Source organism: Marinobacter sp. (assembly GCF_041690615.1).
GTDB lineage: Bacteria > Pseudomonadota > Gammaproteobacteria > Pseudomonadales > Oleiphilaceae > Marinobacter.
In genome coordinates this window covers 16,312-38,971 of sequence record NZ_JAWLGY010000029.1, presented here as the reverse complement: position 1 = coordinate 38,971, position 22,660 = coordinate 16,312, and the positions used below count along the sequence as shown (strand labels likewise).

At 61.4% G+C, this 22,660-nt stretch carries 18 protein-coding genes; 7 read left to right on the top strand and 11 right to left on the bottom strand.

Annotated features, from left to right (window positions below; translation table 11 throughout):
• Positions 1-420 precede the first annotated feature (420 nt).
• Positions 421-2,523 (bottom strand): tRNA(Met) cytidine acetyltransferase TmcA, encoded by a 2,103-nt coding sequence (locus ACESMZ_RS15945; protein ID WP_372972960.1) that lies wholly within the window; start codon positions 2,521-2,523, stop codon positions 421-423.
• Positions 2,523-2,906 carry a DUF2237 family protein gene (locus ACESMZ_RS15940; protein WP_372972959.1) on the bottom strand — a complete coding sequence of 128 codons (384 nt, stop codon included), beginning with the start codon at positions 2,904-2,906 and terminating at the stop codon, positions 2,523-2,525. The genes ACESMZ_RS15945 and ACESMZ_RS15940 overlap by 1 nt, the downstream gene beginning before the upstream one ends.
• 118 nt (positions 2,907-3,024) lie before the next feature.
• Between ACESMZ_RS15940 and ACESMZ_RS15935 the strand changes: the two genes are divergently transcribed.
• The 3 genes from ACESMZ_RS15935 (at position 3,025) to ACESMZ_RS15925 (ending at position 7,167) form a co-directional block, all read left to right on the top strand.
• A complete protein-coding gene (locus ACESMZ_RS15935; RefSeq protein ID WP_372972958.1) occupies positions 3,025-5,307 on the top strand; it encodes an ATP-dependent helicase in 2,283 nt (760 codons plus the stop codon).
• Positions 5,308-5,360: 53 nt separating this feature from the next.
• A complete protein-coding gene (gene bamE / locus ACESMZ_RS15930) occupies positions 5,361-5,846 on the top strand; it encodes an outer membrane protein assembly factor BamE (RefSeq protein WP_372972957.1) in 486 nt (161 codons plus the stop codon).
• A gap of 193 nt (positions 5,847-6,039) precedes the next feature.
• Positions 6,040-7,167, top strand: a complete 1,128-nt coding sequence (locus tag ACESMZ_RS15925) for an OmpA family protein (protein ID WP_372957260.1) — start codon at positions 6,040-6,042, stop codon at positions 7,165-7,167.
• Positions 7,168-7,221: 54 nt separating this feature from the next.
• Here the strand turns inward: ACESMZ_RS15925 and ACESMZ_RS15920 are convergent, their stop codons facing one another.
• Positions 7,222-8,346, bottom strand: coding sequence for a methyltransferase (locus ACESMZ_RS15920; protein WP_372957261.1), 1,125 nt, complete (start codon positions 8,344-8,346; stop codon positions 7,222-7,224).
• Positions 8,347-8,461: 115 nt separating this feature from the next.
• On the opposite strand from ACESMZ_RS15920, the gene ACESMZ_RS15915 reads away from it, so the two are divergent.
• From ACESMZ_RS15915 to ACESMZ_RS15905, 3 genes are all read left to right on the top strand, one after another.
• Positions 8,462-9,160: a tRNA/rRNA methyltransferase gene (locus tag ACESMZ_RS15915; protein WP_372957262.1), complete on the top strand. Its 699-nt coding sequence runs from the start codon at positions 8,462-8,464 to the stop codon at positions 9,158-9,160.
• A gap of 148 nt (positions 9,161-9,308) precedes the next feature.
• Positions 9,309-10,463: a TAXI family TRAP transporter solute-binding subunit gene (locus tag ACESMZ_RS15910; protein WP_372957263.1), complete on the top strand. Its 1,155-nt coding sequence runs from the start codon at positions 9,309-9,311 to the stop codon at positions 10,461-10,463.
• Between the two features lie 72 nt (positions 10,464-10,535).
• Positions 10,536-12,527 (top strand): TRAP transporter permease, encoded by a 1,992-nt coding sequence (locus ACESMZ_RS15905; protein ID WP_372957264.1) that lies wholly within the window; start codon positions 10,536-10,538, stop codon positions 12,525-12,527.
• Between the two features lie 17 nt (positions 12,528-12,544).
• Here ACESMZ_RS15905 and ACESMZ_RS15900 read toward each other — a convergent pair whose 3' ends face one another.
• Genes ACESMZ_RS15900 through ACESMZ_RS15890 form a run of 3 tightly spaced genes read right to left on the bottom strand, consistent with a single transcriptional unit; the run spans position 12,545 to position 15,869 of the window.
• Positions 12,545-14,434 (bottom strand): putative bifunctional diguanylate cyclase/phosphodiesterase, encoded by a 1,890-nt coding sequence (locus ACESMZ_RS15900; protein WP_372972956.1) that lies wholly within the window; start codon positions 14,432-14,434, stop codon positions 12,545-12,547.
• The gene (locus tag ACESMZ_RS15895) at positions 14,427-14,990 is read right to left on the bottom strand and encodes a heme NO-binding domain-containing protein (protein WP_372957266.1); all 564 of its coding nucleotides are present in this window, start codon (positions 14,988-14,990) and stop codon (positions 14,427-14,429) included. Before ACESMZ_RS15895 ends, ACESMZ_RS15900 begins: the two co-directional genes overlap by 8 nt.
• A 57-nt stretch (positions 14,991-15,047) precedes the next feature.
• Entirely contained in the window at positions 15,048-15,869 is an 822-nt protein-coding gene (locus tag ACESMZ_RS15890; RefSeq protein ID WP_372957267.1) for a polyphosphate kinase 2 family protein, read from the bottom strand.
• Positions 15,870-15,994: 125 nt separating this feature from the next.
• On the opposite strand from ACESMZ_RS15890, the gene ACESMZ_RS15885 reads away from it, so the two are divergent.
• The gene (locus ACESMZ_RS15885; protein WP_372957268.1) at positions 15,995-16,813 is read left to right on the top strand and encodes a TatD family hydrolase; all 819 of its coding nucleotides are present in this window, start codon (positions 15,995-15,997) and stop codon (positions 16,811-16,813) included.
• Between the two features lie 32 nt (positions 16,814-16,845).
• Here ACESMZ_RS15885 and ACESMZ_RS15880 read toward each other — a convergent pair whose 3' ends face one another.
• From ACESMZ_RS15880 to ACESMZ_RS15860, 5 genes are all read right to left on the bottom strand, one after another.
• Positions 16,846-17,985 (bottom strand): HDOD domain-containing protein, encoded by a 1,140-nt coding sequence (locus tag ACESMZ_RS15880; RefSeq protein ID WP_372957269.1) that lies wholly within the window; start codon positions 17,983-17,985, stop codon positions 16,846-16,848.
• A gap of 115 nt (positions 17,986-18,100) precedes the next feature.
• Positions 18,101-19,609, bottom strand: a complete 1,509-nt coding sequence (locus ACESMZ_RS15875) for a methyl-accepting chemotaxis protein (RefSeq protein WP_372957270.1) — start codon at positions 19,607-19,609, stop codon at positions 18,101-18,103.
• Positions 19,606-20,268: an SCO family protein gene (locus tag ACESMZ_RS15870; protein WP_372957271.1), complete on the bottom strand. Its 663-nt coding sequence runs from the start codon at positions 20,266-20,268 to the stop codon at positions 19,606-19,608. Before ACESMZ_RS15870 ends, ACESMZ_RS15875 begins: the two co-directional genes overlap by 4 nt.
• 117 nt (positions 20,269-20,385) lie before the next feature.
• Positions 20,386-21,597, bottom strand: coding sequence for an EAL and HDOD domain-containing protein (locus tag ACESMZ_RS15865; RefSeq protein ID WP_372972955.1), 1,212 nt, complete (start codon positions 21,595-21,597; stop codon positions 20,386-20,388).
• A gap of 135 nt (positions 21,598-21,732) precedes the next feature.
• The gene (locus ACESMZ_RS15860) at positions 21,733-22,641 is read right to left on the bottom strand and encodes a lysine exporter LysO family protein (protein WP_372957273.1); all 909 of its coding nucleotides are present in this window, start codon (positions 22,639-22,641) and stop codon (positions 21,733-21,735) included.
• Positions 22,642-22,660: the final 19 nt, after the last annotated feature.

Here is a 22,660-nt window from a genome sequence, read left to right as displayed (position 1 = left end):
GAATGTCCGCTTTGCGACCAGAGCGGCCGATCTATGGCGCCTCTCTTCGGCCTCGAGATGGAGGCATAACCAGATGGTTATAACCGGTTTTCTTGAGATGCTCTAAGGCTATTTTCGCCGCAGACAAGATAGATCATAACGTCTACTATAGTTTGGCCGAAGCGGACGAATTATAGTCACACGAAAAACACCTTTAGTCATTGTTTTTAAATCAATATCGGCCGGACTCGAAGAGGCACGACCTAACGGTAACGAAATTTTAAGTTCCCAGTTCTTTCCCTAAAGATTGCTTCGTTTCGTGGTCAGGCGATAACAAAAACACAACGAAATCGACATTAACGACAACCATGCCTATCCCTCCTTTTACTAAATCCGGGCAAGGTGAATCGGTTCAGGCGCTATATTGGCATCGTAGTTCGCTTATTCAGAAAGCATTGAAGCAGTCAGCTTGCGCACCCGGGATTCCCCGTCCCGCTGTCCGTGGCATAACCCTTGAGTTCGTAGGTCTGACCAGGTGCGGCTCTGAAGCACACAGGCCACCCAGAGCGAAGCCTGTTCCGACGCTGCCAGCCGCACCGATACCCCGGCTTGCATCGTCAGGCGCCTTAGTGCCGCCAGGGTCAGCTCAAACCCCCGGTGCCCATGAGCAAAGGCCTCCAGCTCAATCAGCTCCTGCTCTGTCAGTGGTGGCGCCGGCGGCAAATCAGCTGTGATGGCCAGAACCAGCTCCGGTGACAATGACGGCCACACCACCGGCAGCATGACCGGCCACTGCTCCGAAAAACGATTCGAAAGCCGCTGCTGTACAGCCACGCCAGTGTCCGTCAGCCCCTGAAGCATCTGCACAGCATATTCCCCAGAGCTTGCCTCACGGCTGATGCCCAGGCGTACGGTGTTGAAGCCGGCGGATTGCCAGAATGGCAGTAGCTCTTGCGAGGCGCCATAGCTGGTGCCGATGGCGTCCAGCCCGAGGTTTGTCGCTTGCCGTACGGCGTGGTGAAGCAGTGCCTGGCCGATACCTCGGCGGCGGCACTGGTCGTGAACTGCTACACGGACCACTCGCAACATCCGCAGGGTGGCGGCCTCGGCATCGCCGCCGTGATTGGCAAGCGACTGAGGTAACAGATGGCCCTTGAGCCGTCGCTCGCCCCGCATGACCTTTTGTGCCAGTTCCATGTCCAGGCCGCCTTCCACCGTGGCCCAGAGCACGCCGACAATGTCCGTCCCTTGCCGGGCGACCAGGGTGACCGCGTGCGGGTCGTCCATCCACTGGCGCAGGTCGCCGGGGGTGGTGCGGTAGTGAGCGTCCACCAGCAGGCCGAAGGCGCTGGACAGGTCCTGCTCGCCTGCCTCAGCGGGTTGCCATTGCTTGATGGAACAATCCCCTTCCTGCCCCGGGTTCGTGGCGGAGGCATCCAGCAGGAAAAGCCGGTTCACCAGCGGCTCAAGGGGATCTGAGGGCGACCAGCGCACCGGTTGTTCCAGGGTCAGGGCCTGCCAATGGGGGGTTTCCCGGTCCAGTACAGCCCGGAAGCGGAGATTGAACCCCCGACCGGAGCCTTCATAACCGTGAACAGTCGAAGCAAACACCACTCTCGGCCAGCCCAGCAGGATTTGCCGGAGTAGCGGTGCCGGGATGGCGGCGGCTTCATCCAACATGACCAGTTCCGCCTCGGGTCGTCGGTCCAGCAGATCATCGACCGGTAACCATTGCAGGCTTTGGCCAGAGGCCGTTTGGAGGGTCGTTTGCCCGGTGTAGTCCTGTCCAGCTTCCGTCGCGGCGTGTTTGAACAGCGTTGAGACATTCTCCTTGCGGGGAGACACGACCAGGATCCGGTTGCGGCCGGCCTGTAGCAGTCGGACGGCGGCAATACCCAGCGCAGCGGATTTGCCCCGCCCGCGGTCGGCGGTGATTACCAGGGGTCGCCTGCGGCGGCCCCGGCCGGTGTGAATGATCTGTTCTATGGCTCGTTCCTGGTCCGCAGTTCCAGCGGGTCGAAACGCCTCCTGATCCGGAAGATCTTCAGTCAAGGCCTGCGGCAGGCAATCACCATCAGCGGCAACACGGATGACCGACGGATCCTCCGCCAGCACCCTGGCCATCCGGGCCATAAAGGGATGCTGCCCCTCAGCGGACAACCCCATCCGTGGATAATCCGGGTCGGCGAAGGCACCCCACTCAGCAAGCTCCGGCATCAGCCAGAACCAGAAACCACCCGCCTGGAGGGTGCCGCTGAGCGCCGCCAGCGAATCCGGCGGGTTCCCCTGCCAGCCATCCCAGACCAGCAACGGGTTTTCCGTGCCCAGATGCTGTCGGGCCTGGTTAGCCGAAATCGCGGTGAGTGCGGGATGGGGCACGGCCGCCGTCTCACCAACCCACAAACCGCTTGCCGGGGCCAGTTGTGACAAGACCTTGCCTACCAGGGCCAGGGCCTGCTCGCGGGCGCCTTCCACCAGTACCAGGCGCCGCTCACCCCGGGCCGCCAGCCGCTGCGACAGGGCCTGCCAGCTGCCTTTGCTCACTAGTTCAGGTCCACCGAATGCCGCTTCAGGTCCGCCAGGTCACAGATATCCAATGCAGCCCGGTGGGTGGCCCTTAGCCGGACCCGGGGTGCGGAACCAGCCTCCAGGGCTTCCTGCCAGCGGGCGGCACACAGGCACCAGCCATCGCCAGGGCGCAGCCCCGGAAAGCCGAACTCCGGCCGTGGCGTACTCAGGTCGTTGCCGCGGCTGCGGGAAAACGCCAGGAACTTGTCGGTGACCACGGCGCACACCGTATGGCTGCCCAGATCTTCCGGACCGGTATTGCAGCACCCATCCCGGAAGAAACCGGTCACCGGGTCGGTGCCGCAGTCTTCCAGCGGTTCGCCCAATACGTTGATGGACTCATCCTGCGCCTGTGCCATGGAATCACTCCTTGTCTGAATGTTGCGGTCATTATGAAGTACGGCCGGCAGTGTGTCAGTGCCCCGGCACTGACGAGAACCATTCGGGATTTGTCCCGCGCTCCTTTACAATGGCGCCATGACCAGCCCGCTCCCCGACTTCCTCACCGACGAACAACGCGACATCATCACTGCCGGCCACGAGCATGCCTTGATCACCGCCGTGGCCGGCAGTGGCAAGACCACCACCCTGGCCTGGCGCCTGCGCTGGCTGCTGCAGCAGGGCCACGACCCGCGCCGTATGCTGGTGCTGATGTTCAATCGCAGCGCCCGGGTGGACTTCGAACGCAAGCTGCGGGACGTCACCCGTGATCTTGCCCTGGCGCTGCCGGAAGTGCGCACCTACCATGCCATGGGACTGCGGCTGTACAAGCGGTTCGTTCAGGAGGGCTACCTGCCGGCCTTCTCAGAGAAAATCCTTACCGAACAGGAAGTCAGCTACCAGGCCTGGCTGCTGACCCGTCAACTGGCACCGGAAGACCTGGCGGACGAGATCCGGCGCAACAAGAAGGACTATGTGGAAACCGCCACCGGTTTCATCGACCTGGTAAAAACCACCCTGACCCCGGTGGAAGTGGTGTTCGAGGAACTGGGTTACAGTGACCGCCACCGCTACCTCATCGACCTGTTCCACGCCTTTGAACAATGGCGCAAGGCCCGCAGCCAGATCACCTATGCTGACATGCTCTATGAGCCGGTGATGGCCATTCACCAGAACCCGGCCCTGCAACGACTGGTGGGCAACAAGATGGACCTGGTGCTGGTGGACGAGTATCAGGACACCAATGAAATCCAGCACCTGATGCTGCGCTACGTGGCCGGTGACCGGGCGAAGGTGACCGTGGTGGGTGACCCGGACCAGACCATCTACGAGTTCCGGGGGGCCCGGCCGGAATTTATCCTGACCCGGTTCCGGGAGGAGTTCGACGAACCGCTGCAGCAAACGCTCAGCTACAGCTTTCGCTACGGGCACCGGGTGGCGCTGCTGGCAAACCACCTGATTACCCATAACCACGGTCGTAACGACGTGCTGTGCCACTCCCATGCTTCAACACCGGCCACTCAGGTACATCTGCACGAGAGTGAGCAGGACAGTGGCGTCGTGGTGAAGTTGCTGGAAGCACTGCCTGAACCGGAACAGCAGCAGACCGCCATCCTGTTCCGGGTCTGGAGCCAGAGTGTACCCATTGAGCTGCGCCTGTTGGCCCGGCAGATCCCCTATCGCATCAACGCGGGCAAGGGCGCCCTGTTCAGCCGGGAAGTGGAGGCGATAACCAGCCTGCTTCAGGTGGTGACCGGGCAGCTGCCGCGCATGACCGCCGAAGACCGCCTCGAGGCGGCCCGGCAGTTGCTGCGATTCCCCCATGTTGGCCTGAAGGAACAGGAGCTGGGCAACATGGCGCGGATGCTGGCGGGCTTCGAGTCCGACTGGGGCCGCTGCCTGCTCAGCCTGGACGAGTCAGCCCTTGGCCCCATGCCGGCCCGCAAGCTCCGTCGCCTCGGCGAAGCCCTGACCGCACTGACCGGCTTCTCCGGCCCCGTCGCCACCCTTCTGAAACGGTATGCCGAGCAAACCGAACTGTTCGAGGGCATTCGCAGCCTGGCCCTGACCCATGAGTCGGCCAATGAGCGTATTGATACCGTACTGGGATTCCGGGATTACCTGGCGACGCTGGATGTGCCCCCGGCAGAAGCTCTGGCCCACCTTCAGAGTTTGCGTCGGCAGGCCCTGGAAAAGCAGGATGACACCGCCAAACCAGCCGGCGGCGTGCTGCTCTCGACCATCCACCGAACCAAGGGCCTGGAATGGTCGCGAGTAATCATCCCGGGGCTGCAGGAGAAATACCTGCCCTACAGCCCCCGGCAGCAGGATGACCTGAAGGCTTTCATGGAGAGTGAGCGGCGCCTGCTTTACGTGGCCGTCACCCGTACCCGCAGAGAGCTGCACCTGATCACCCGGCCTGGCGGGCCGAGACCGGCCATCGACGCCGATCAGGCACCAAGCCGGTTTGTGGACGAACTCTGCTTCGCCTTGAGTGAGCAGTTCGGGCGCTGGCTGGACCAACGGGCTGATTCCCCAACCACGGATGCCGAAAACTACCAGGCAGACCAGCCCCTGACCAGCGTCGCCCAGCGCTACGCTGACCGGGCCGGCGTCACCCTGCGGGGAGAATCGGCTACCAGCACTGCCGCCAGTTCACCGGTCTGGACCAGCCAGCGTCTCAGCCACGCCATTTTCGGCCCGGGTTCGGTACTGGCGGAAACCGATACCGCCTTTGATGTACGCTTTGACGAGGGTCGTACACTGACGTTCAGCAAGAAAAGTGCGCACCTGTATTTTCGGCCCATGACAGATGCGTAATTCATGAGAAACCGCAAATGAACTGTCACCGAACGCCTCCTTTCAGACCAGTCATGCTGATGCTGGCCGCCGCCATGCTGGTGACCATGCATGCGGGTGATACCTCCGCGGATTCAGGGGTCTATCGTTGCGATAGTCCGGGTGGGGTGCAGTTTTCCGACCGGCCCTGCGGCCCTGACTCCGAGAAGGTGCACGTCCGCGACAATCGCGTCGGCGGCAGTCTCGGCGACAACCTGCCCGTCTATAACTACGAACCCGCCCCGGAACCCGCTGAAGAGGAAGCGCCCACAGCTCCCGGGAAAGATACCTGCCGTTTCATTAACTCCACCGACCTGCGCACCTACCTGGCCCGCAACCAGGTCTTCCCGGGGATGACGCGAGAGCAGGTGCAGAGAGCATTCGGGCGCACCTCGGAGGTCTACCCCACCCCCCAGGAAACCTGGGTCTATCAGACGAAATATTACGGCGCACTCTACGAGCTGACTTACGTTTATTTCAGAAACGGCTGTGTGGAACGGATCGAGTACCGCAAGCCCTGAAAAAGAATGGTCTTCAAATCAAAGATTTGAGATCCAGATCACACTTTTGAGCGTAAGCTAATGAGTAGGCCAGCAGGGTCGTAGATTCCGAAACTTCGGTAATTGTCCCTTGAATTCGCAGGCTTACGAAACTTAACTTGTGTCAGGCGCCGGGATTAAGGCGCTTTCACATGCCAAGGAAAGAGGAACACCCATGAACACATTCCGCCCTTTCGGAGCGGCCCTTCTGGCTGCTGCGATCAGTACCCCGGCCCTTGCCCAGGACGATATTCAGACGATCTATCTCAACCCCTTCGCCGGTTACCAGTATTTCGATGACAAGCGCGATCTGGACGAGGAAGCCACCTACGGCTTCGGCCTGGAATACCGGTTCCTTCCCCAGTGGGCGGTGGAAGCGGTCTATTCCCGCTCCGAACCCGACCGCAAGTACACCAGCGGTGACGTGGACTTTGAAGAAATGCGGGTAGATGGCCTGTACTATTTCGGCAGCCAGAGCGACAAGCTCAACCCCTACCTGGCCGCCGGTGTTGGCCATGCCGACTTTGATGGCGGTACGGTGACCACCCCGGGCACCGAACACGATGAAACCCGCGTCAACCTGGGCGGCGGCCTGCGCTACAACGTTACCGACCTGGTTTCACTGCGGGGTGACGTGCGAGCCTTCCATGGCATCGACGAGAGTACCTTTGATGCCCAGGTCAGCGCCGGCATCAGCCTGGCCTTCAGCCGTGGTGCCAGCGAACCCGAGCCGGAACCAGAGCCGGCTCCAGCACCGGAACCAGAACCGGATGCCGACGGTGATGGTGTTCCCGATAACCGTGACCAGTGCCCGGACACCGTTGCTGGCGCTGCCGTCGACCGCAATGGCTGTGAACTGGACAGCGACGGTGACGGCGTCGTGGATCGCCTGGATGAGTGCCCCGGAACCGCCCGCGGTACCGAAGTGGATGAAACCGGCTGCGAAGTGGTCACCATCGACACCATCACCCTGTACATCACCTTCCCCATCGACAGCGCGGAAATTGGCTCAGAGTACGACGACGATATCCGCGAAGTGGCTGACGCCATGAAGGATGACGAGGAAGTGTCTGTAGAGATCGCCGGCCACACTGACAACACTGGTGCGGCTGACTATAACCAGCAACTGTCCCAGCGTCGCGCCGAAGCGGTAGCGGATCGCCTGGTGGACATGTACGGCATCGACAGCAACCGTGTTACCCCGGTGGGTTACGGTGAAGCCGAGCCAGAGGCCACCAATGAGACCAGTGAAGGTCGTGCCCGCAACCGCCGGGTAGAAGCCCGTCTGCAGGTTCGTCGCTGATCGACGACATCCAGGATGAAACCAGAAAGGCGCCTGCGGGCGCCTTTCTTCGTTTCAGTCCCTGACTGCATCCACCAGCAGGTTCCGGGGTGTCAGCGAGCGCTCACAGAAGGTTCCCAGCCGGACCTGGTAACCTGCTTCTTCCAGATACAGGGCATAGTCAAACACCAGCCAGAGTTCCAGCGGGCGACGGAACAGGTGGCGAATCAGCTCATACCGCCGAACCTGCCGTAAACGCGCTGCGCCGAAGCCTTCCCAGTGTATCCAGTCAACGTGCGCCGGTAGCGCCAGTCCCTTCCTGGCCGCTGCCCAGCGAGCGAAGGCCTCAAACCCCTGGTTCAGCAGCCGCGAAGGATGCGGCGGCAGCGGCAGATAGCTGTCCTCTTCCCGCAATGTCCGCTGCAAACCATCAAACCCCAGGCGCCACTGCCTTGCCCGCTCCGTCTGCTCCCGCACTCTCAGTGGGGCCGTGACGGTTTCCTGTACCGCCAGCCGAAGCTCATCACGGGACAGCGCCAACCGCGGTTGATGCCCCCTGGCCCTCTCAGACAGGGGACGGTAGTTCTGCTGGCCGGTCAGGTGGTAGCAGCACGGAGAGAAACTCAGGCGTGGCTGCCGCAGCCGGACACCATCACGGATCAGCTTGCGGTGCAGGTCCCCGCAGGCATGCAGGGCGGTGCCATGGACCCGGTCGGGCCAGCGCAGGCCTGCCGCCATAACATCCTGCGGCTGAAGCTCTAACGGCTCACCGAAACGCCGTGCCAGGCGATTACCATCCTCCACCAGGGCGGGATTCCACTCGAAACCGGTCACCGGCAAACCACTGTGTCGGGCCAGGGTCCGGGAAAGGTGGCCTTTGCCGCAGCACCAGTCCAGGGCCGGGAGGGAAAGCGGCGACAGGGCAGCACACAGGGCTCCCGCCTGTAATCGTTTGCGCCCGGGCATATCGGTGGCCTCACGCTCGGCCAGGGTTGCCGTTGCCACGACTTCCGGTGCCGGCCTTAAATCTGCCACGGCGGTCAGGGCTGTGTATTGCGCCACCTCCGGCAGCCACCGCAATACCGACGCCGACAACTGCTCCGGTTCATCCTCGAAGCGGATACAGTCGGTCTCATCCAGCTGATCCAGCCAGCGGGCCAGTTCCGGGTTCCGGACTACCCAGTCCGGCTGCGGTACCATGAAAGGCGCCGGCTGCCATAAGGCATGATGGTGGACCAACCAGGCATTAAGCTTCCGCCAATGCCGGTAAACAGCCGTATCAGTGTCGTGTAAACTCCGCTGCGGAGGTAATGTCATGCAACTGGCCTTTGTCCTGGTGGAACCCAAGGTACCCGAAAACGTCGGCGCCGCCGCCCGTGCCCTGTGCACCATGGGCTTTGGTCAGCTGTGGCTGGTCAACTCGGATCTGCATACCCGGCCCGAAGCCCACTGGCTGGCCCATGGCAGCGACCATATTCTCGATAACGCGCGCATTTTCCCTGATATCGAGGCGGTCCGAAACTCCGCGGAACTGCTGATCGGCACGTCCGCCAAACCCCGCCACGGCCGATCGGACTGGCACACTCCCGGCGAACTGGCCGGGGTGCTCGCCAACAAGGGCAATGCCGTAGCCACCACAGCCCTGCTGTTCGGCCGGGAAGACCGGGGCCTGTCCAATGAGGAGCTGGCCTGCTGCGACCTGTTGACCGGTATACCCATGGCTGTCAGCTACCCCTCCCTCAACCTGGCGCAATCGGTCATGCTCTATGCCTGGGAGCTTTCTTCAGCCAGGACAGCGAGTACTGACCGGTCAGAGGTGCCGGGGTCCGATCCGGCCCGTCTCGGTGCACTCAGGGAACGCCTGGAGCACCTGTTGCCGGCAACGGATACCCCTGCAGACGGCAAACTGTATCAATGGATCTTCGAAAAACTGCCCCTGCTTTCGAATCGGGATATCGGCTTCGTTCACACCCTCTGTAGCAACATTGCCCGGAAGATCGACAAATCTTCCTGAAATCGCCCCTGACATAATCGAGCGCTTGTTCTATTTTTAGTTGACAGCCTGAACAATGGCTGATTAATGTATTCATACTTAAACAGAATTTTGTTCCGCCCTGCGGAACCCGCAACCACAAATACAACAAAGACAAGAGGACAATGCGATGTTCAATCTGAAAAGGTCCGTCGTGGCCCTGACACTCGCCTCCGCTCCGGCCCTCGCGTTCAGCGCGGAAGGCGTCGACCTGCCCAACACCCTGGGCATGACCGCCTATGGCACCAGTTCCGCTGGCTACGCGCAGATGGTCTCTATCGGCAACCTGCTGCAGAACGAATACGACGTGTCGCTGCGTATTCTCCCAGGTGAGAATGACGTCTCCCGTATGACGCCCCTGAAAACAGGGCGGGTGCCGGTGTGTTCCTGCGGTATCGCCGCCTATTATGGCTCCGAGGGCGTGCTGATGTTCGCCGGCGAAGACTGGGGACCGCAGCCGATCAGGGTGATCACCACCTCCATCGCCAGCTTCGGGCTGAGCATCGCAGTGGCCGGCGATATTGATGTTGAAACCCCCTATGACCTCAAGGGCAAGCGCGTTTCATGGATTCGCGGCGACGATGCCCTCAACCTGGGCACCGAAGCCATGCTGGCCTTCGGCGACCTGACCTGGGATGACGTGGAGCGGGTGGAATTCCCCGGCTATGGCCGTGCTTTCGAGGGCATCATTGCTGACCAGAGTGACACCGCATTCACGGTTTCTGTCGCTGGCGGCCCCCAACAACTGGCAGCCAGCCCACGGGGCATCACCTGGCTGACCCTGGACCCGGAAGACAAGGAAGGGTGGCAGCGTCTCAACGAGGTAGCACCTTACTTCCAGCCCCACGAGGTCACCTCCGGCGCAGGCATCAGCAAGGACGACCCCTGGATCGGCTCCAGCTATCCCTACCCGATCGTGGTAGCAAATGCTGATACCGACGAGACCCTGGTCAAAAGCCTGGTGAAGGTGTTCACCGAGGACTACGACAAGTACAAGGATGGGGCCCCGGGCAACGCCGGGTATGCCCTGGAAAACCAGAATATGGAGTGGGTGATTCCGTTCCATGACGCGGTGGTTGAGTACTACAAGGAAATCGGACACTGGACCGACGACATGCAGGAACACCAGGACAAACTGGTGGAGCGCCAGCAGATCCTGATGGACACCTGGGAGGAATACACCTCCGGCGACACCCCATCCGACGAAGACGAGTTCAAGGCGGGCTGGATGGAAGCCCGGGCTGCAGCCCTGGAAGAGGCCGGCATGAACCCGGTGTTCCGTTAATCCGCACTCTGAACCCGCGGCGGTGGCAGTGTCCACCGCCGCACACCTCTGTTCCAGCGAGTGTTCTGCACCATGACGCAAACGTCCATCGACGAGCAAAAGCCGGAGAACATTTCCGGCGTTCGTGAGCTGCCGGGCCTGTGGCCCTGGCTGCCACGCCTGGCCACCGTGGCCCTGACCCTGTTCACTATCGATTACCTGTTCAACCTCCAGCTCATCAACGTGGTCACCCAGGTAGAGAGCCAGTTCTTCTATATGGTGGTGGCACTGATGCTGCCACTGGTGTTCCTGCTCTGGCCCATGAACCGGTTCGCCAGCCGGCACAAGGTGCCCTGGTATGACATTATTCTGTTCCTCGCCGCCACCGGCATCTGCGGGTTTTTTGTCTATAACGCCGAACAAATCCTCGACCGGGGCTGGGAATACTCCGCGCCGCAGCATGCTATCGTCATGAGTTTCCTGTTCTGGGCGACGGTGGTAGAAGCCATCCGCCGCGCCGGCGGGCTGCCCATTGCGATTATCGTCGGCCTTGCCAGTATCTACCCGATTTTTGCGGACAAGGTACCGGGTCCGATACAGGGTTTTCCGTCTTCGCCGGACCAGACCGCAAGCTACCTGGCCATGAGCCGTGAAGGCATCATGGGGATTCCCCTTCAGGCCTTTGCCAACCTGGTCATAGGCTTCCTGCTGTTCGGCGTGGCCCTTCAGAAGACCGGCGGCGGCAAGTTCTTTATCAACCTGGCCTTTGCCCTGCTCGGCCACGTGCGGGGCGGCCCGGCCAAGGTGGCAGTCTTCTCCAGCGGGCTGATGGGGTCCATGAGCGGCAGCGTCATTACCAATGTGATGACCACCGGTGTGCTCTCCATTCCCGCCATGCGCCGGGTGGGCTTCAGCAGGTCCTATGCTGCCGGCGTGGAGGCCTGCGCGTCCACCGGGGGCGTACTGATGCCGCCGGTGATGGGCGCAACCGCCTTTATCATGGCGGCGTTTCTGAATATTCCCTATGGCACCATCGCCCTGGCGGCGGTAGTACCTTCAGTGCTGTACTTCCTGGGCCTGTTTATACAGATCGACGCCTATGCTGCGCGCCACGACCTGAAGGGCCTGCCCGTTGCGGAACTGCCCTCACTGCGTCAGACCCTGAAGGAAGGCTGGTATTTTATCTTTGTGTTTGTACTGCTGATCTGGATGCTGTTCTTCCTTCGCCGGGAGGCGATAGCGCCGTTCTACGCCACCGCCCTGCTGCTGGTGATCAACCAGGTACTGCCATACCAGCGCTGGGGCTGGCAGGACGTGAAGGAATTCTTCGGCGGAGCCGGCAAACTGTTTGCCGAGCTGATTGCCATCCTCACCGGTGTGGGTCTGCTGGTCGGCGCCCTGTCAGTGACCGGCCTGTCCGGTACCATCGCCAATGACCTGATCTACCTGGCCGGGGGCAACACCCTGGTACTGCTGATGATGGGCGCTGTCACCAGCTTTATCCTGGGTATCGGCATGACCGTAACGGCCGCCTATATCTTCCTGGCGGTGGCGCTGGCGCCGGCCCTGATCAATGGTGGCGGCATGGACCCACTGGCGGTGCACCTGTTCATCCTCTACTGGGGCATGCTCAGCTTCATCACCCCGCCGGTGGCCCTGGGGGCCTTTGCAGCCGCGACGGTAGCTGGATCACGGGCCATGGAAACCGGGCTTCAGGCCATGCGCCTGGGCAGCGTGATCTACTTTATCCCGTTCCTGTTCGTGCTGAACCCTGCGCTGATCTTCCAGGGCAGCTGGAACGAGATTCTGGTGGTCATCCTGCAGGCGCTGGCCGGTGTGGTGCTGATCGCCGGTTCCATGCAGGGCTGGATACTGGGGGTGGGCAACCTTGCCGCCAGCCGACTGATGCAATGGCCTATCCGGGCGGCCCTGATCGTGGGCGGGCTATTGCTGGCCATCCCCGGTGGCGGCCCAGTGCCCCTGTCCAACCTGCAGCTGTCCATGATCAGCGCCGTTCTGATCGTTCCGGCCCTGGCACTGGCCTGGGCTGCCCAGCGCCGACAGCCGGCCCTGGCCGGACGCTGACCGGCCGGGCCTTACTGTTATTGGCCCCCTGCCAGGGCAAGGATGCCGCGGCGGGGAACCCGGGCGACCAGTTCGTCCCGGGGTAGCGGACGGCTGAACAGGAAACCCTGCCCGACATGGGCGCCCATGCCCACCAGGCAGCTCAACTCCCTCTCATCCTCGATGCCTTCCACCACCACAGAGAGCGAGAGGCGCTCGCACAGGGTCAGGATCATCTCCATGATCGCCCGTTTCTCGCTGTCTGAATCAATACCGGACACCAGCGACCGGTCAATCTTGAGCTGGTCCAGGGGTAGCTGGCGCAGGTAGCCCAGGGATGAATAACCGGCACCGAAGTCGTCCAGTGCCACGCTGATACCCGCCCGGCGCAGCTCTTTCATTACCACCATGGCGATACTGGCATCGGCCATCACCGCGGTTTCGGTGATTTCCACCTTGAGTCGGCGAGGATCCACGCCCGCCCTGTGCAGTTCCCGGATCAGGTGGTCCGCCATGGCAGGATCATGCAGTTGCGCCGGGGACAGGTTGAGGCTCACCGAAAAGTGTTCGCCATAGACCTGGGTCAGCAACGGATCATTCATCAGCGGCAGGGTCTTGAGCAGCATGGCATCGGACAGCGCGCCGATCAGTCCGGTTTCCTCTGCGACCGGAATAAACAGGCCCGGGGAGATCAGTCCCAGATCCGGATGTCTGATCCGGCAAAGCGCCTCGAAGGCATCCACCTCGCCGCTTTGCAGGTTCACCAGTGGTTGGAGAAAAGGTTCCACCCAGTCATGGCGCAAGGCACTGCGCAGGCTCTGCTCCGCATCCAGGCGTTCCCGGTTACGCTGGCGCATCTCGTCCTGGTAGACGAGGAAACTGCCGGTGGCAGCATTACGGACCCGCCGCAGCATGGTGCGTGTGGCCTGCAGCATGTCGGCTGAGCCAATGAACCGGCCGTCATCACCCGGTATAGCCCCGACCACCAGGGATAGCCAGACCCGACGTTCATTCAGCAACAGGGACTCGTCGAACTGCTGCATCAATTCCCGGGCACGGGTGCGAAGCCCGTCCTCATCCGCATCATGGACCAGTACAGCGGGGGTGTTATCTGCCAGCAGTGCTACCAGTTCCCCGGGCCTCAGGCAGCGGTGCAGGCGCTGGCGTACCTCCCGTACCAGGGCCCGCTCCTCCGCCGGCGTCAGCGAGTCGCGAACCAGGGCCAGGTTGGAGAACACCACCACCAGCAGTCCGACCTGACCGCTCCCTTCTGCCAACCGTTGCTGCAGCACCAGATCCAGGTACTCAGCGTTGGGCAGGCGCGTGGTGCTGTCGACGAACTTCTGTTCGGTCATGTCGGCCTGGGTGCCAGACATTCTGCGGGGGGAACCTGTCACCGGATCCATCTCACAAATGCCGCGGGCGACCATCCAGCGGTAGCCACCACGGCCATCCTGCAGCCGAAACTCACAGGAGAACCGCTCGCTCAGCCCATTCGCGTGGTTGAGCATGGCCTCGCTGAACGGGCCCCGGTCCTGCGGGTGCATGCGCATGACCCATTCTGAAGGCCTGAATCGGTGCCCCAGTTCCTGGCATCCCGACATCGCCAGCCAACGGACAGAGACCTGCAGCTGGTCTTCTTCGAAATCCCACTCCCAGACGCCATCGTTGGCGCCCTGGATAATCAGGTCCAGTCGCCGTGTACGCTCCTGTACCTTTTCCTCCAACTGGTCCCGGGCACGTTCCAGCTCCCGGATATTACGGCGCACCGATTCCAGCACAAAGTTGGACAGCACGGAGAGCTTCTGCACATCCAGGTCTTCGGAATCGGTACTCAGGTGGAAGTCATAGCGACCGTCGATCGCCTGGCAGAGCTGGTCGGCAATCTCGTTGATCCGGGCCCGCAGCCGCCGTTCAGAATCACTCACCGAGTGCCTCCACCTTCAGGCAGAAGCGGCAGGCTTCCGCCCCCCGCTTCTGACAGTCGAGGATCTCCATGGACCCGGTCTCGCCAAACTCCTGCAACACCCGGTTAAAAAGGGCTTCATACAAGCCACACAGGCGATTGGGAGAGCGATAGGTGACCAGCAGGTCATCGCCCTGCTGGTCAATCTCGAACTTGTCACGGACCCGTTCCCGGCTTTCCTCGTTGCGCAGGCCTGAAGCCAGCACCGTGTGGATACGGGGCTGGCGCTCCAGGAACGCCCGCGCCGAGCCCGCCATCTGGTAGAACATGGGGAACAATTGCCGGGACTCCCGGATAAAGTGATCCGCATAGAGCCAGTAAAGCGCGTCTTCGTCGAGGCCGAAATACTCGCCGGTCGCCTGCAGCAGTCGCAGGCACTCATCGTCCGGGTAATCCCGGTCAATACGATAGTCGGGCACTTCATCCAGGCCCGCTTTCCGGCCAATAGCCACCAAGGCCTCTTCACCGCCTTCCGTGCGGATGATATCCACCAGAACTTTCTGGATAAATCCAATCATGGTGTTGTTGCATCCGGTTGTGCGCGGCCCCTGGTAGCAGGATAGCGCGTTGCTCTGTTAACTATCCTTACGCAGCAGTTCCCGATACTGTTCAAGTACTTCGTCGTCTTCCTTTGGGTACTCCGGCGCCAGGGCCTCCAGCTGTTCCGCAAGGATTCTGGCCATCAATGCGCGGGCAACCGGCTTGCGGTCCCCCGGCAGAATCAACCAGGGTGCCTCAGGAGTGTGGGTGGCGGCGATGACCTCCTCCACCACACCGAGGTATTCCTGCCGTCGTTTCCAGGCCTCAATATCGGAGTGGTCAAACTTCCAGCGCTTGCGGGGTTTGTCCAGCCGCTTGATCAGTCGCTGCCGGTGTTCTTCTTCTGACAGGTGCAGCCAGACCTTCAATACGGTCGTGCCTTCCTGGACCAGGTGCTGCTCGAAAGCGCGAATGGCACTGTAGCGGGCCTGCCAGTTGTAGTGACTTTCATCCCGCACCGGCCAGAGCCGCTCTGCCATGACAGCTTCATGGTGACTGCGATTGAAGGCCACCGTCTCGCCCAGGGCGGGCAGGTAGGGCACCACCCGCCAGAGAAAGTCATGCTTTGCCTCGATACCGTTAGGCCGCCCGAAGGACCAGGCATGGAAACCCGCCGGGTCCATATAGGTGGCCAGGGTGCGCACCAGGCTGTCCTTGCCGCTGGCGTCCAGTCCATGAAAGACCATCAGGCAGGCCTTTTCACCATTGGCCCAGAGCCGGCGCTGGTGCTCACCAATCCGTTCAAGGCACGGTTCCAGGGCTGGCACGCCGTCATCGTCGATATCGGCCGAATAATCATGAAGTGATGGTTTGCGGGGGTCGTACACCCAGGTTTCATTAAATGGTGTGGAAAGCATGCAGGGCAGAGTCTCGCAGCGACGGGGTTATTGGTCACCCCTATACAAGTGATTACCCGGACCAGCATACAAGCGGTGCGCGGGTTAATGATAAACTGGTGTTATTTACGGTCAGGTTAGCAGTTATGAGTCGCAAGAAACGAGAAATACCGGTTTTCGATCAGCCATTGATAGAAACCCACTGCCACCTGGATTACCTCAAGGAGCGCCCCCTGGAGGAGACCCTTGAGAAGGTGCGTAGTGTTAACATCGAACGGGTGATTACCATCGCGGTTTCCCCGGATAACCTGGCGCAGGTACGGGCACTCAGCCAGTTGCAACCCTGGCTGTACGGCACCCAGGGCGTTCACCCCCATGAGGCGGAAGCCTACTCGGATGACTGTGAGGCGGAAATCCGCGAACACGCGACCGATGACAAGATCGTTGCCGTGGGCGAAATCGGGCTCGACTATTTCTACGATAACGCTGACCGGGAGGTCCAGCGCCAGGTTTTCCGGCGGCAGTTGCAGATTGCCGCTGACCTGGACAAGCCGGTGGTGATTCACAGCCGGGAAGCCGATGAGGACACCATCGCCATTCTGTCAGAATTCGAAGACACCCTGAAACGCCGGGGCGTCATCCACAGCTTTACATCCGGCCCCGGATTGGCCCGCTATGCACTGGACCAGGGCTGGTGCCTGGGTTTCAACGGAATAACCACCTTTAACAAGGCGGAAAACGTGCGAGACATCGTACGCATGGCTCCTGTCGAGCAGATCCTGCTGGAAACCGACTCGCCGTTCCTTACCCCCGTTCCTTACCGGGGCCGGGAGAATGCGCCTTTCTACCTGCCCTTCGTGGCGGAGAAGATTGCCGAGGTCAAGGAGTTACCGCTGGAACAGGTTCTCAGCGCCACCTGGCAGGCCAGTATGCGCACCTTTTTCCCGGAGGAAGGGGCACACTGACGCAAAAGGCTACGCTGGAGAAAACACTCGTGTCAGGCCGGCGCCCGGGCGCTGGCCACATCCAGCCCCAGCCGCCCCAGCAGGCGATCACACTCGTCACTTTCCTGCATGTCGTTGCACATCAGCCAAGCGGCCCGCATGACAGCCTTGTCCCGCTCACCACTGCCGCGAGGCAGCATATAGGCCGCGCCAATCAGGTTGCGCAACGGCAACGGCAGGCGCCAGGCTACCTTGAGCACATTACCCAATGTGCCACTCCACTCGTATAAGGCCCGCTCCACATCGTCGTCATCGAGGGCGCCGTCCGAGGCGATGAACTGCTGGGCGGTACTGATGACCGCCAACTCACCAATCCGGTGCAGCAGCCCGGCGGTGTAACAAAGGGAGGCATCCACTCCCACCTTGCGGGCCATGCCACTGGCCAGCTCTGCCAGCTCCGAACTTTTCGCGACCTGCTCCTCGGCAAGGCTTTTCAGGGCAGGGTCAGACAGACGGTGGGAAATATCCAGGGCCAGCGCCAGGGCGTGGTTCAGGCTCATACGGATGCCCAGCATTCGAATGGCCTCCCGCAGGCTGCTGCAAGGCTCGCCCGAGCGACGCAGGGCGCTGGTGTTCGCCACGTCCAGCAAGCGGGCGGTTACCGCAGGCTGGCTCTTCCAGGCCTCGGAAAGGTCCCCCACTGACAGTTCCCCGGCCCGCTCCACCAGGGCCATGACGCTGGCCGGATCCAGTTCCGCGGGAAGATAGGCCTGGGTATCCCGGGCGCGGCGCAGCATGACCTCAAAGCTCGTTTCCGGACCACCAGGCTGCCCGGCGGGCAGCAAGGCCTTGAGGCGTTCCTGCATCGCGGTCGCCGTAAACGGTTTCGGCACGAACCCCTGAATATGCAGCCGGCCGGCGGCCAGCACCCGCTCCCGGTCCACCTTCTCAGACACCATCAGCACCGGCACCTCCCGGTCCAGCCGGCGGAGGGCTCGCACCAGGTCCAGGCCGCGACCATCCGGCAGGTCCCAATCACACACCACCAGCTCCGGACGCAGTTCCTCCAGATCGGCCCTGGCCTCGGCAAGGGTACGATAACTGTGAACGCGGGCCTGGGAAAACAGTCCGGAAACAAGGGTTTCCATCAGTTCCGCCATGGGAACATCCGCGTCAAGTATCAGTACGTTCATGGGTCAGGCTACCAGGTATCGGGCGATTGGCCGTTGAGCATCATCTCTATCAGGAAACTACCATATAAACCATCTCCAGCCCATTCAAACCGTGTGCCAGCGAGCATTCCGGGCTTCAGGCCCGGTAGCCCTCGATCAAACGGTTGATGCCGGTCGCAAGCTGACCCAGCTCGGCAGCGAGCCTGCGCACATCCTGGGCCTGCCCCACCACATCCTGGTTCTGACTGGCCACTCCCTGCACGCTCTCATTGATATGCACTGACGCAGCGGCCTGCTGCTCGGTCGCCGAGGCAATCTGCATGCTCAGGTCGGTGACCTGGGTAACTGCCTGGTGAATGGCGTCGATGGCCTCTCCGGTTGCCCTGATGGCAACGGATGTCTCCCGGGATCGGGTCTGCCCCATTTCCAATGCGGCCAGGGCTTGCTCTGCGCCGGCAGACAGGGTATTGATCGTGGCACCGATCTCCCTGGTGAATTCCTGGGTGCGACGGGACAGGTTGCGCACCTCATCAGCAACCACGGCGAAGCCACGCCCCTGGTCACCGGCACGGGCAGCCTCGATGGCGGCGTTCAGTGCCAACAGGTTGGTCTGCTCGGAAATCTCATTAATGGCACCCACAACCTGGCCAATACTGCCCACATTACCTACCAGGCTTTTGACCGCCTCGGCAGAGGACTGCAAGGTCTGGTCTGTCGCATCAGTCAGCGCAACTGCCTCACCCACCCGCTTGGTGCCAGCGTTCGCTGAACGGGAAGCCTCGGCAGAGGCCTCGGAGGCCTGCTGGGTATTGCGAGCCACATCATGCACTGTCGCTGTCATCTCTTCGGTGGCGCTGGCCGCCTGGCCGAGCCGGTCATTCTGATCGCCAAGGATCGCGGTGGTGCGGTCACTCATGGTATCCAGGGCGCCGGCCGTGCTGCTTAGCTGGGCCGATAGCGAGCCCACCTCACGAATGAGGCCGGAGAACTGGTCAAGCATGCTGTTGAAGGCCCGGGCGGTGTCGTCGGCGCTTTCATCCAGCCGCCCGCTCAGATCCCCGTCCTGACGAAATTGTTCCACCAGTTCCATGATGCTGTGGGTAACCTGCCGCTCACGACCCAGCCGCAGGGCAAAGAACATCAGGATTCCGGCTTCGAAGACCACGAACGCCGCATGCAGGAAGGCGATGGACCAGCTGCAGCCGTAGTTGAAAATCATCAGCGGCATGCCACCGAGACTGACGCCGGACAGCTGCAGCGCCGTGAGCAGCAAGTGGTGCACGGCAATCACGCCGGCCGCCACAAGGATCGGCAACCAGTCCCGATAGACCATCACCAGGGCGAGGGCACTGAAGATATGGAAGTGCATTTCGATCCGGCCCATCTGTGCCTGGATCATGATGGCCGAGAACACCATCAACGCCGTGGCAGCCACTACCGAAAAGCCACGGGTACCCCGGAGTGTTGCGTAGGCGGCAGACACCACCAGCCCAAGGAGCACCGAAGCAACGATCGCGAACACATGGGTTCCATAACCGACAGGAACCAACAATCCGACCACAGGCACATGGGCCAGCAGTATCCACAACATTTGCCGGTCGCTGCTGAGGGCGTCCCGGCGGGCAAATTGCGTATCAGACATCATTGGCTTGCCAACTCCAGTGCAGGCGTTGTAGACGCAGCGAGCGACATCACAGGCTGCTCAGAGAGTATACGATTCAGGTCGTCGACAACTCGATCAAGGTCAAGGTCGGGTGTGGTATAGAGCAATTCCCGTCGCCCCCGGCTGGATACAACATGCAGGTGGGCAGAATGGTCCAGCTCATAGGCCTCGCCACCGCCCACCCTGTGGGCATAGTCGTTATAACCGCTGGCCAGCTGCCGCGCAGCCGCACCTGACTCCGGCCGTACTGCAACGAACTTCGGCCCCAGTGACGCCATCAGCTGGTCCAGCCTTTGCCGGCTGTCCCGCTCCGGGTCCAATGTCACGAATACGAAGTTAACCGGCGCACCCGCCAGTCTGCGCTGCAGGGTAAGAAGATTGGTCAGTTGAACCGGGCACACCGTGCCGCAGCTCTGGTAACCAAAGAACACCAGGGCCAGACCCTCTGGAGGCGGCACCTGGGTTGCCTGGCCAGGCTCCACAAGGGACGGGGCGGGCAAATCCACCCGCAAACCGTAATACCCGGTGCCAGAAAGCAGGGAAGGCAAGACCGGCAATAGTGCAAGGACCGTCAACAGGATTACGAGAAACAAAGTAGCCAACAGCCATCGCTGCCCGCCGGGGAGAATTCTGGATGCCAAGGACCTTACCTGCCTGTGAATCACGCGAGGCCGTTATATTGATCTAACGAACTTTTAATAATCTGTACGCGTTTTACGCAAAAGCGGGCAGTCCGGATGTCGGGATAGTATATTCGCTTATGCGGGGGCCTGCAGTTCACGGATAAGCCGCTGTACACGGCTGGCAGACTGATCGTAGATCCTTAACAGGCGCGTGTCCCACTTGTCCAGGTCGGTGCCCATGGCCATGGCCTGTTCCAGGGTGATCGCCAGGCGCAGCACCCGCCCCAGGCCGCCTTTGCGGTGCAGGATGGCCTTGCGGATGTCATTGTGCAGGTCAAGGGTGTCGATAAACTCATCGGCGGGCACCCCCAGCATGATCTCCGCGCCGGACAGCAGCCCGGTAAGAAAGGCTTCCTCCCGGGCCGGGGCATTGACCCGCACCCGCCCTGCGAGGGACTCACACACGTGGGCCCGTATCAGTACCAGCCGGGCCTGCTCCCTGTTGACCGCCTGCATGGCACTGAGCATCGACACCCAGTGACGCAGGTTGGTCAGCCCAAGCCGGACAACCACTTCCCTCACCGATGAAATCTTGCCCGAACCACGGTACAGCGGACTGTTGACGATTCGGACGAGGTTCAGGGAAAGGTCGGGATCCTGGGACAATACACGGGTGAGCTCACCAATATCCGGATCCGGCTGATACAGCAATGCCAGCAACCGGGTCAACTGGATACCGGAAGCGGGCATTTTCTGCCCGGAGATGAGCTTGGGGCGGGCAAGGAAGTAACCCTGGAACAGGTCAAACCCCATGGCCAGGTACTGGTCGCGGGCTTCCTGGTCCTCGACCCTTTCCGCCAGCCAGCGAACCGGCAAATGGGCCAGTCGGTGCTTGTTTTCCGCCACGACTTCCGGCGTAAACTGGGAAACGTCCACCTTGATGACATCTGCCATTTCCAGCAAGGGCGCCCAGCCTTCATCGAAGGCAAAGTCATCCAGCGCAAAGCGAAACCCGGCGTCAAACCAGTGACGTACCGCCGCAACCAGTTCGGGCGTAGGGTCAATGCGCTCTACCAGTTCAACCATGACCTTGTCGGGGTCCACCGGCAGCACGATTCCGGAGAGCAACAGGTCGGCGGATACATTGATGTAGGCGCGAGTGCCGTAATGGGTTGTATGGTCGGTGATACCAGTGCAGTAGTTGAAGAGTAATTCACTGGTCGCCTGCTGCTCACCCACCGCCAGGGCACTCTGGCCGAGGTCATTTCGATAGAGCAGCTCCACGGCTTCCATTTCACTGTCGCGGTTATAGATGGGCTGTGCGGCCAGCAGGGTTTGTGACGCCATTACACAATGTCCGTTTTTTGTTTCAGGGCGATTATCCCTTCCCGTACGGGTTCCAGGCAGTCCCGGACCAGCGCAAATCATGCGCTCGCCGACCGCAGAAAGGCAAGCCGAAAACGACTCTCAATGGACCGTCGTCTATACCAGCGACAGGAACAACCCCATCAGGACTGGCGACAGGAACGACAGAATAAACCCGGACGCAATGGCCACCGGCACACAATCGAGACCACCGCTGCTGCGAATTACCGGTAGCGTAAAATCCATGGCAGTCGCACCGCCGTAGCCGATTGCCATGGCGGGCCGTCGCCCGATGATCACCGGAATAAGTGCCAGGGCGATGATCTCCCGGATGACGTCATTGAGGAAGGCCACGCCACCCCAGGCAGGCCCGAGTGCATCGCCGATCACAATACCAGACAACGAATACCAGCCAAACCCGGCCGTCAGGGCCAGGGACTGGAACAGTGGCACCTGCAACGCCGGGGAAAGCAGCACCCCCGCCAGCAGCGAACTGACCGTGAGGGATACCGCGATGCCAAGACCCTGCCGGTTCAGCAGCAGGCGCCGAAGGGAGAGCCCGGCGTTACGGAGCTGAAGGCCGATCATGAAAAGCAACAACATCAGCGCCCAGGTGGCCAGGTCTTCCACCCAGCCAAGGGCCGGCAGCAGGAACCAGCCCGCAAGCAGACCTGCCATAACCGCCGCCAGCGGCTTCGCCGCAGCGAGGAAAAGGCGTCGGTAACTGGTTGCACCGCTGGTCGTGCCGGCCTCGACGTGCATGGGCTGCCAGCGATGCCATAACCACAGACCAGCCAGGTTCAGCAACAACAGCCCCGCCACCAGCACACCCACCTGTATCGCCATGGCTGCCAGCTGCTGACCCAGGCCGTCCATCTGCCCCAGGCCAACGCCCAGCAGGGCCAGGATAAAATACACCAGGCCATCAACACCGTGATGAACGGTAGTCATCACGGTGCGGTTATTCAGGGGAATGGCAAAGCCAAAAAACAATGGCAGAAGAATCAGCAGGGCACCGGCCAGCATCGCAGTCTCTTGTCGGGTG

Coding starts and splice junctions, on each gene's coding strand:
- ACESMZ_RS15905 (WP_372957264.1), top strand. CDS start 10,536: ATGACGCAAACGTCCATCGACGAGCAAAAGCCGGAGAACATTTCCGGC.
- ACESMZ_RS15890 (WP_372957267.1), bottom strand. CDS start 15,869: ATGCTTTCCACACCATTTAATGAAACCTGGGTGTACGACCCCCGCAAA.
- ACESMZ_RS15920 (WP_372957261.1), bottom strand. CDS start 8,346: ATGGTACCGCAGCCGGACTGGGTAGTCCGGAACCCGGAACTGGCCCGC.
- ACESMZ_RS15895 (WP_372957266.1), bottom strand. CDS start 14,990: ATGATTGGATTTATCCAGAAAGTTCTGGTGGATATCATCCGCACGGAA.
- ACESMZ_RS15940 (WP_372972959.1), bottom strand. CDS start 2,906: ATGGCACAGGCGCAGGATGAGTCCATCAACGTATTGGGCGAACCGCTG.
- ACESMZ_RS15865 (WP_372972955.1), bottom strand. CDS start 21,597: ATGGCGTCACAAACCCTGCTGGCCGCACAGCCCATCTATAACCGCGAC.
- ACESMZ_RS15880 (WP_372957269.1), bottom strand. CDS start 17,985: ATGAACGTACTGATACTTGACGCGGATGTTCCCATGGCGGAACTGATG.
- ACESMZ_RS15935 (WP_372972958.1), top strand. CDS start 3,025: ATGACCAGCCCGCTCCCCGACTTCCTCACCGACGAACAACGCGACATC.
- ACESMZ_RS15885 (WP_372957268.1), top strand. CDS start 15,995: ATGAGTCGCAAGAAACGAGAAATACCGGTTTTCGATCAGCCATTGATA.
- ACESMZ_RS15875 (WP_372957270.1), bottom strand. CDS start 19,609: ATGATGTCTGATACGCAATTTGCCCGCCGGGACGCCCTCAGCAGCGAC.
- ACESMZ_RS15860 (WP_372957273.1), bottom strand. CDS start 22,641: ATGCTGGCCGGTGCCCTGCTGATTCTTCTGCCATTGTTTTTTGGCTTT.
- ACESMZ_RS15910 (WP_372957263.1), top strand. CDS start 9,309: ATGTTCAATCTGAAAAGGTCCGTCGTGGCCCTGACACTCGCCTCCGCT.
- bamE (WP_372972957.1), top strand. CDS start 5,361: ATGCTGATGCTGGCCGCCGCCATGCTGGTGACCATGCATGCGGGTGAT.
- ACESMZ_RS15925 (WP_372957260.1), top strand. CDS start 6,040: ATGAACACATTCCGCCCTTTCGGAGCGGCCCTTCTGGCTGCTGCGATC.
- ACESMZ_RS15915 (WP_372957262.1), top strand. CDS start 8,462: ATGCAACTGGCCTTTGTCCTGGTGGAACCCAAGGTACCCGAAAACGTC.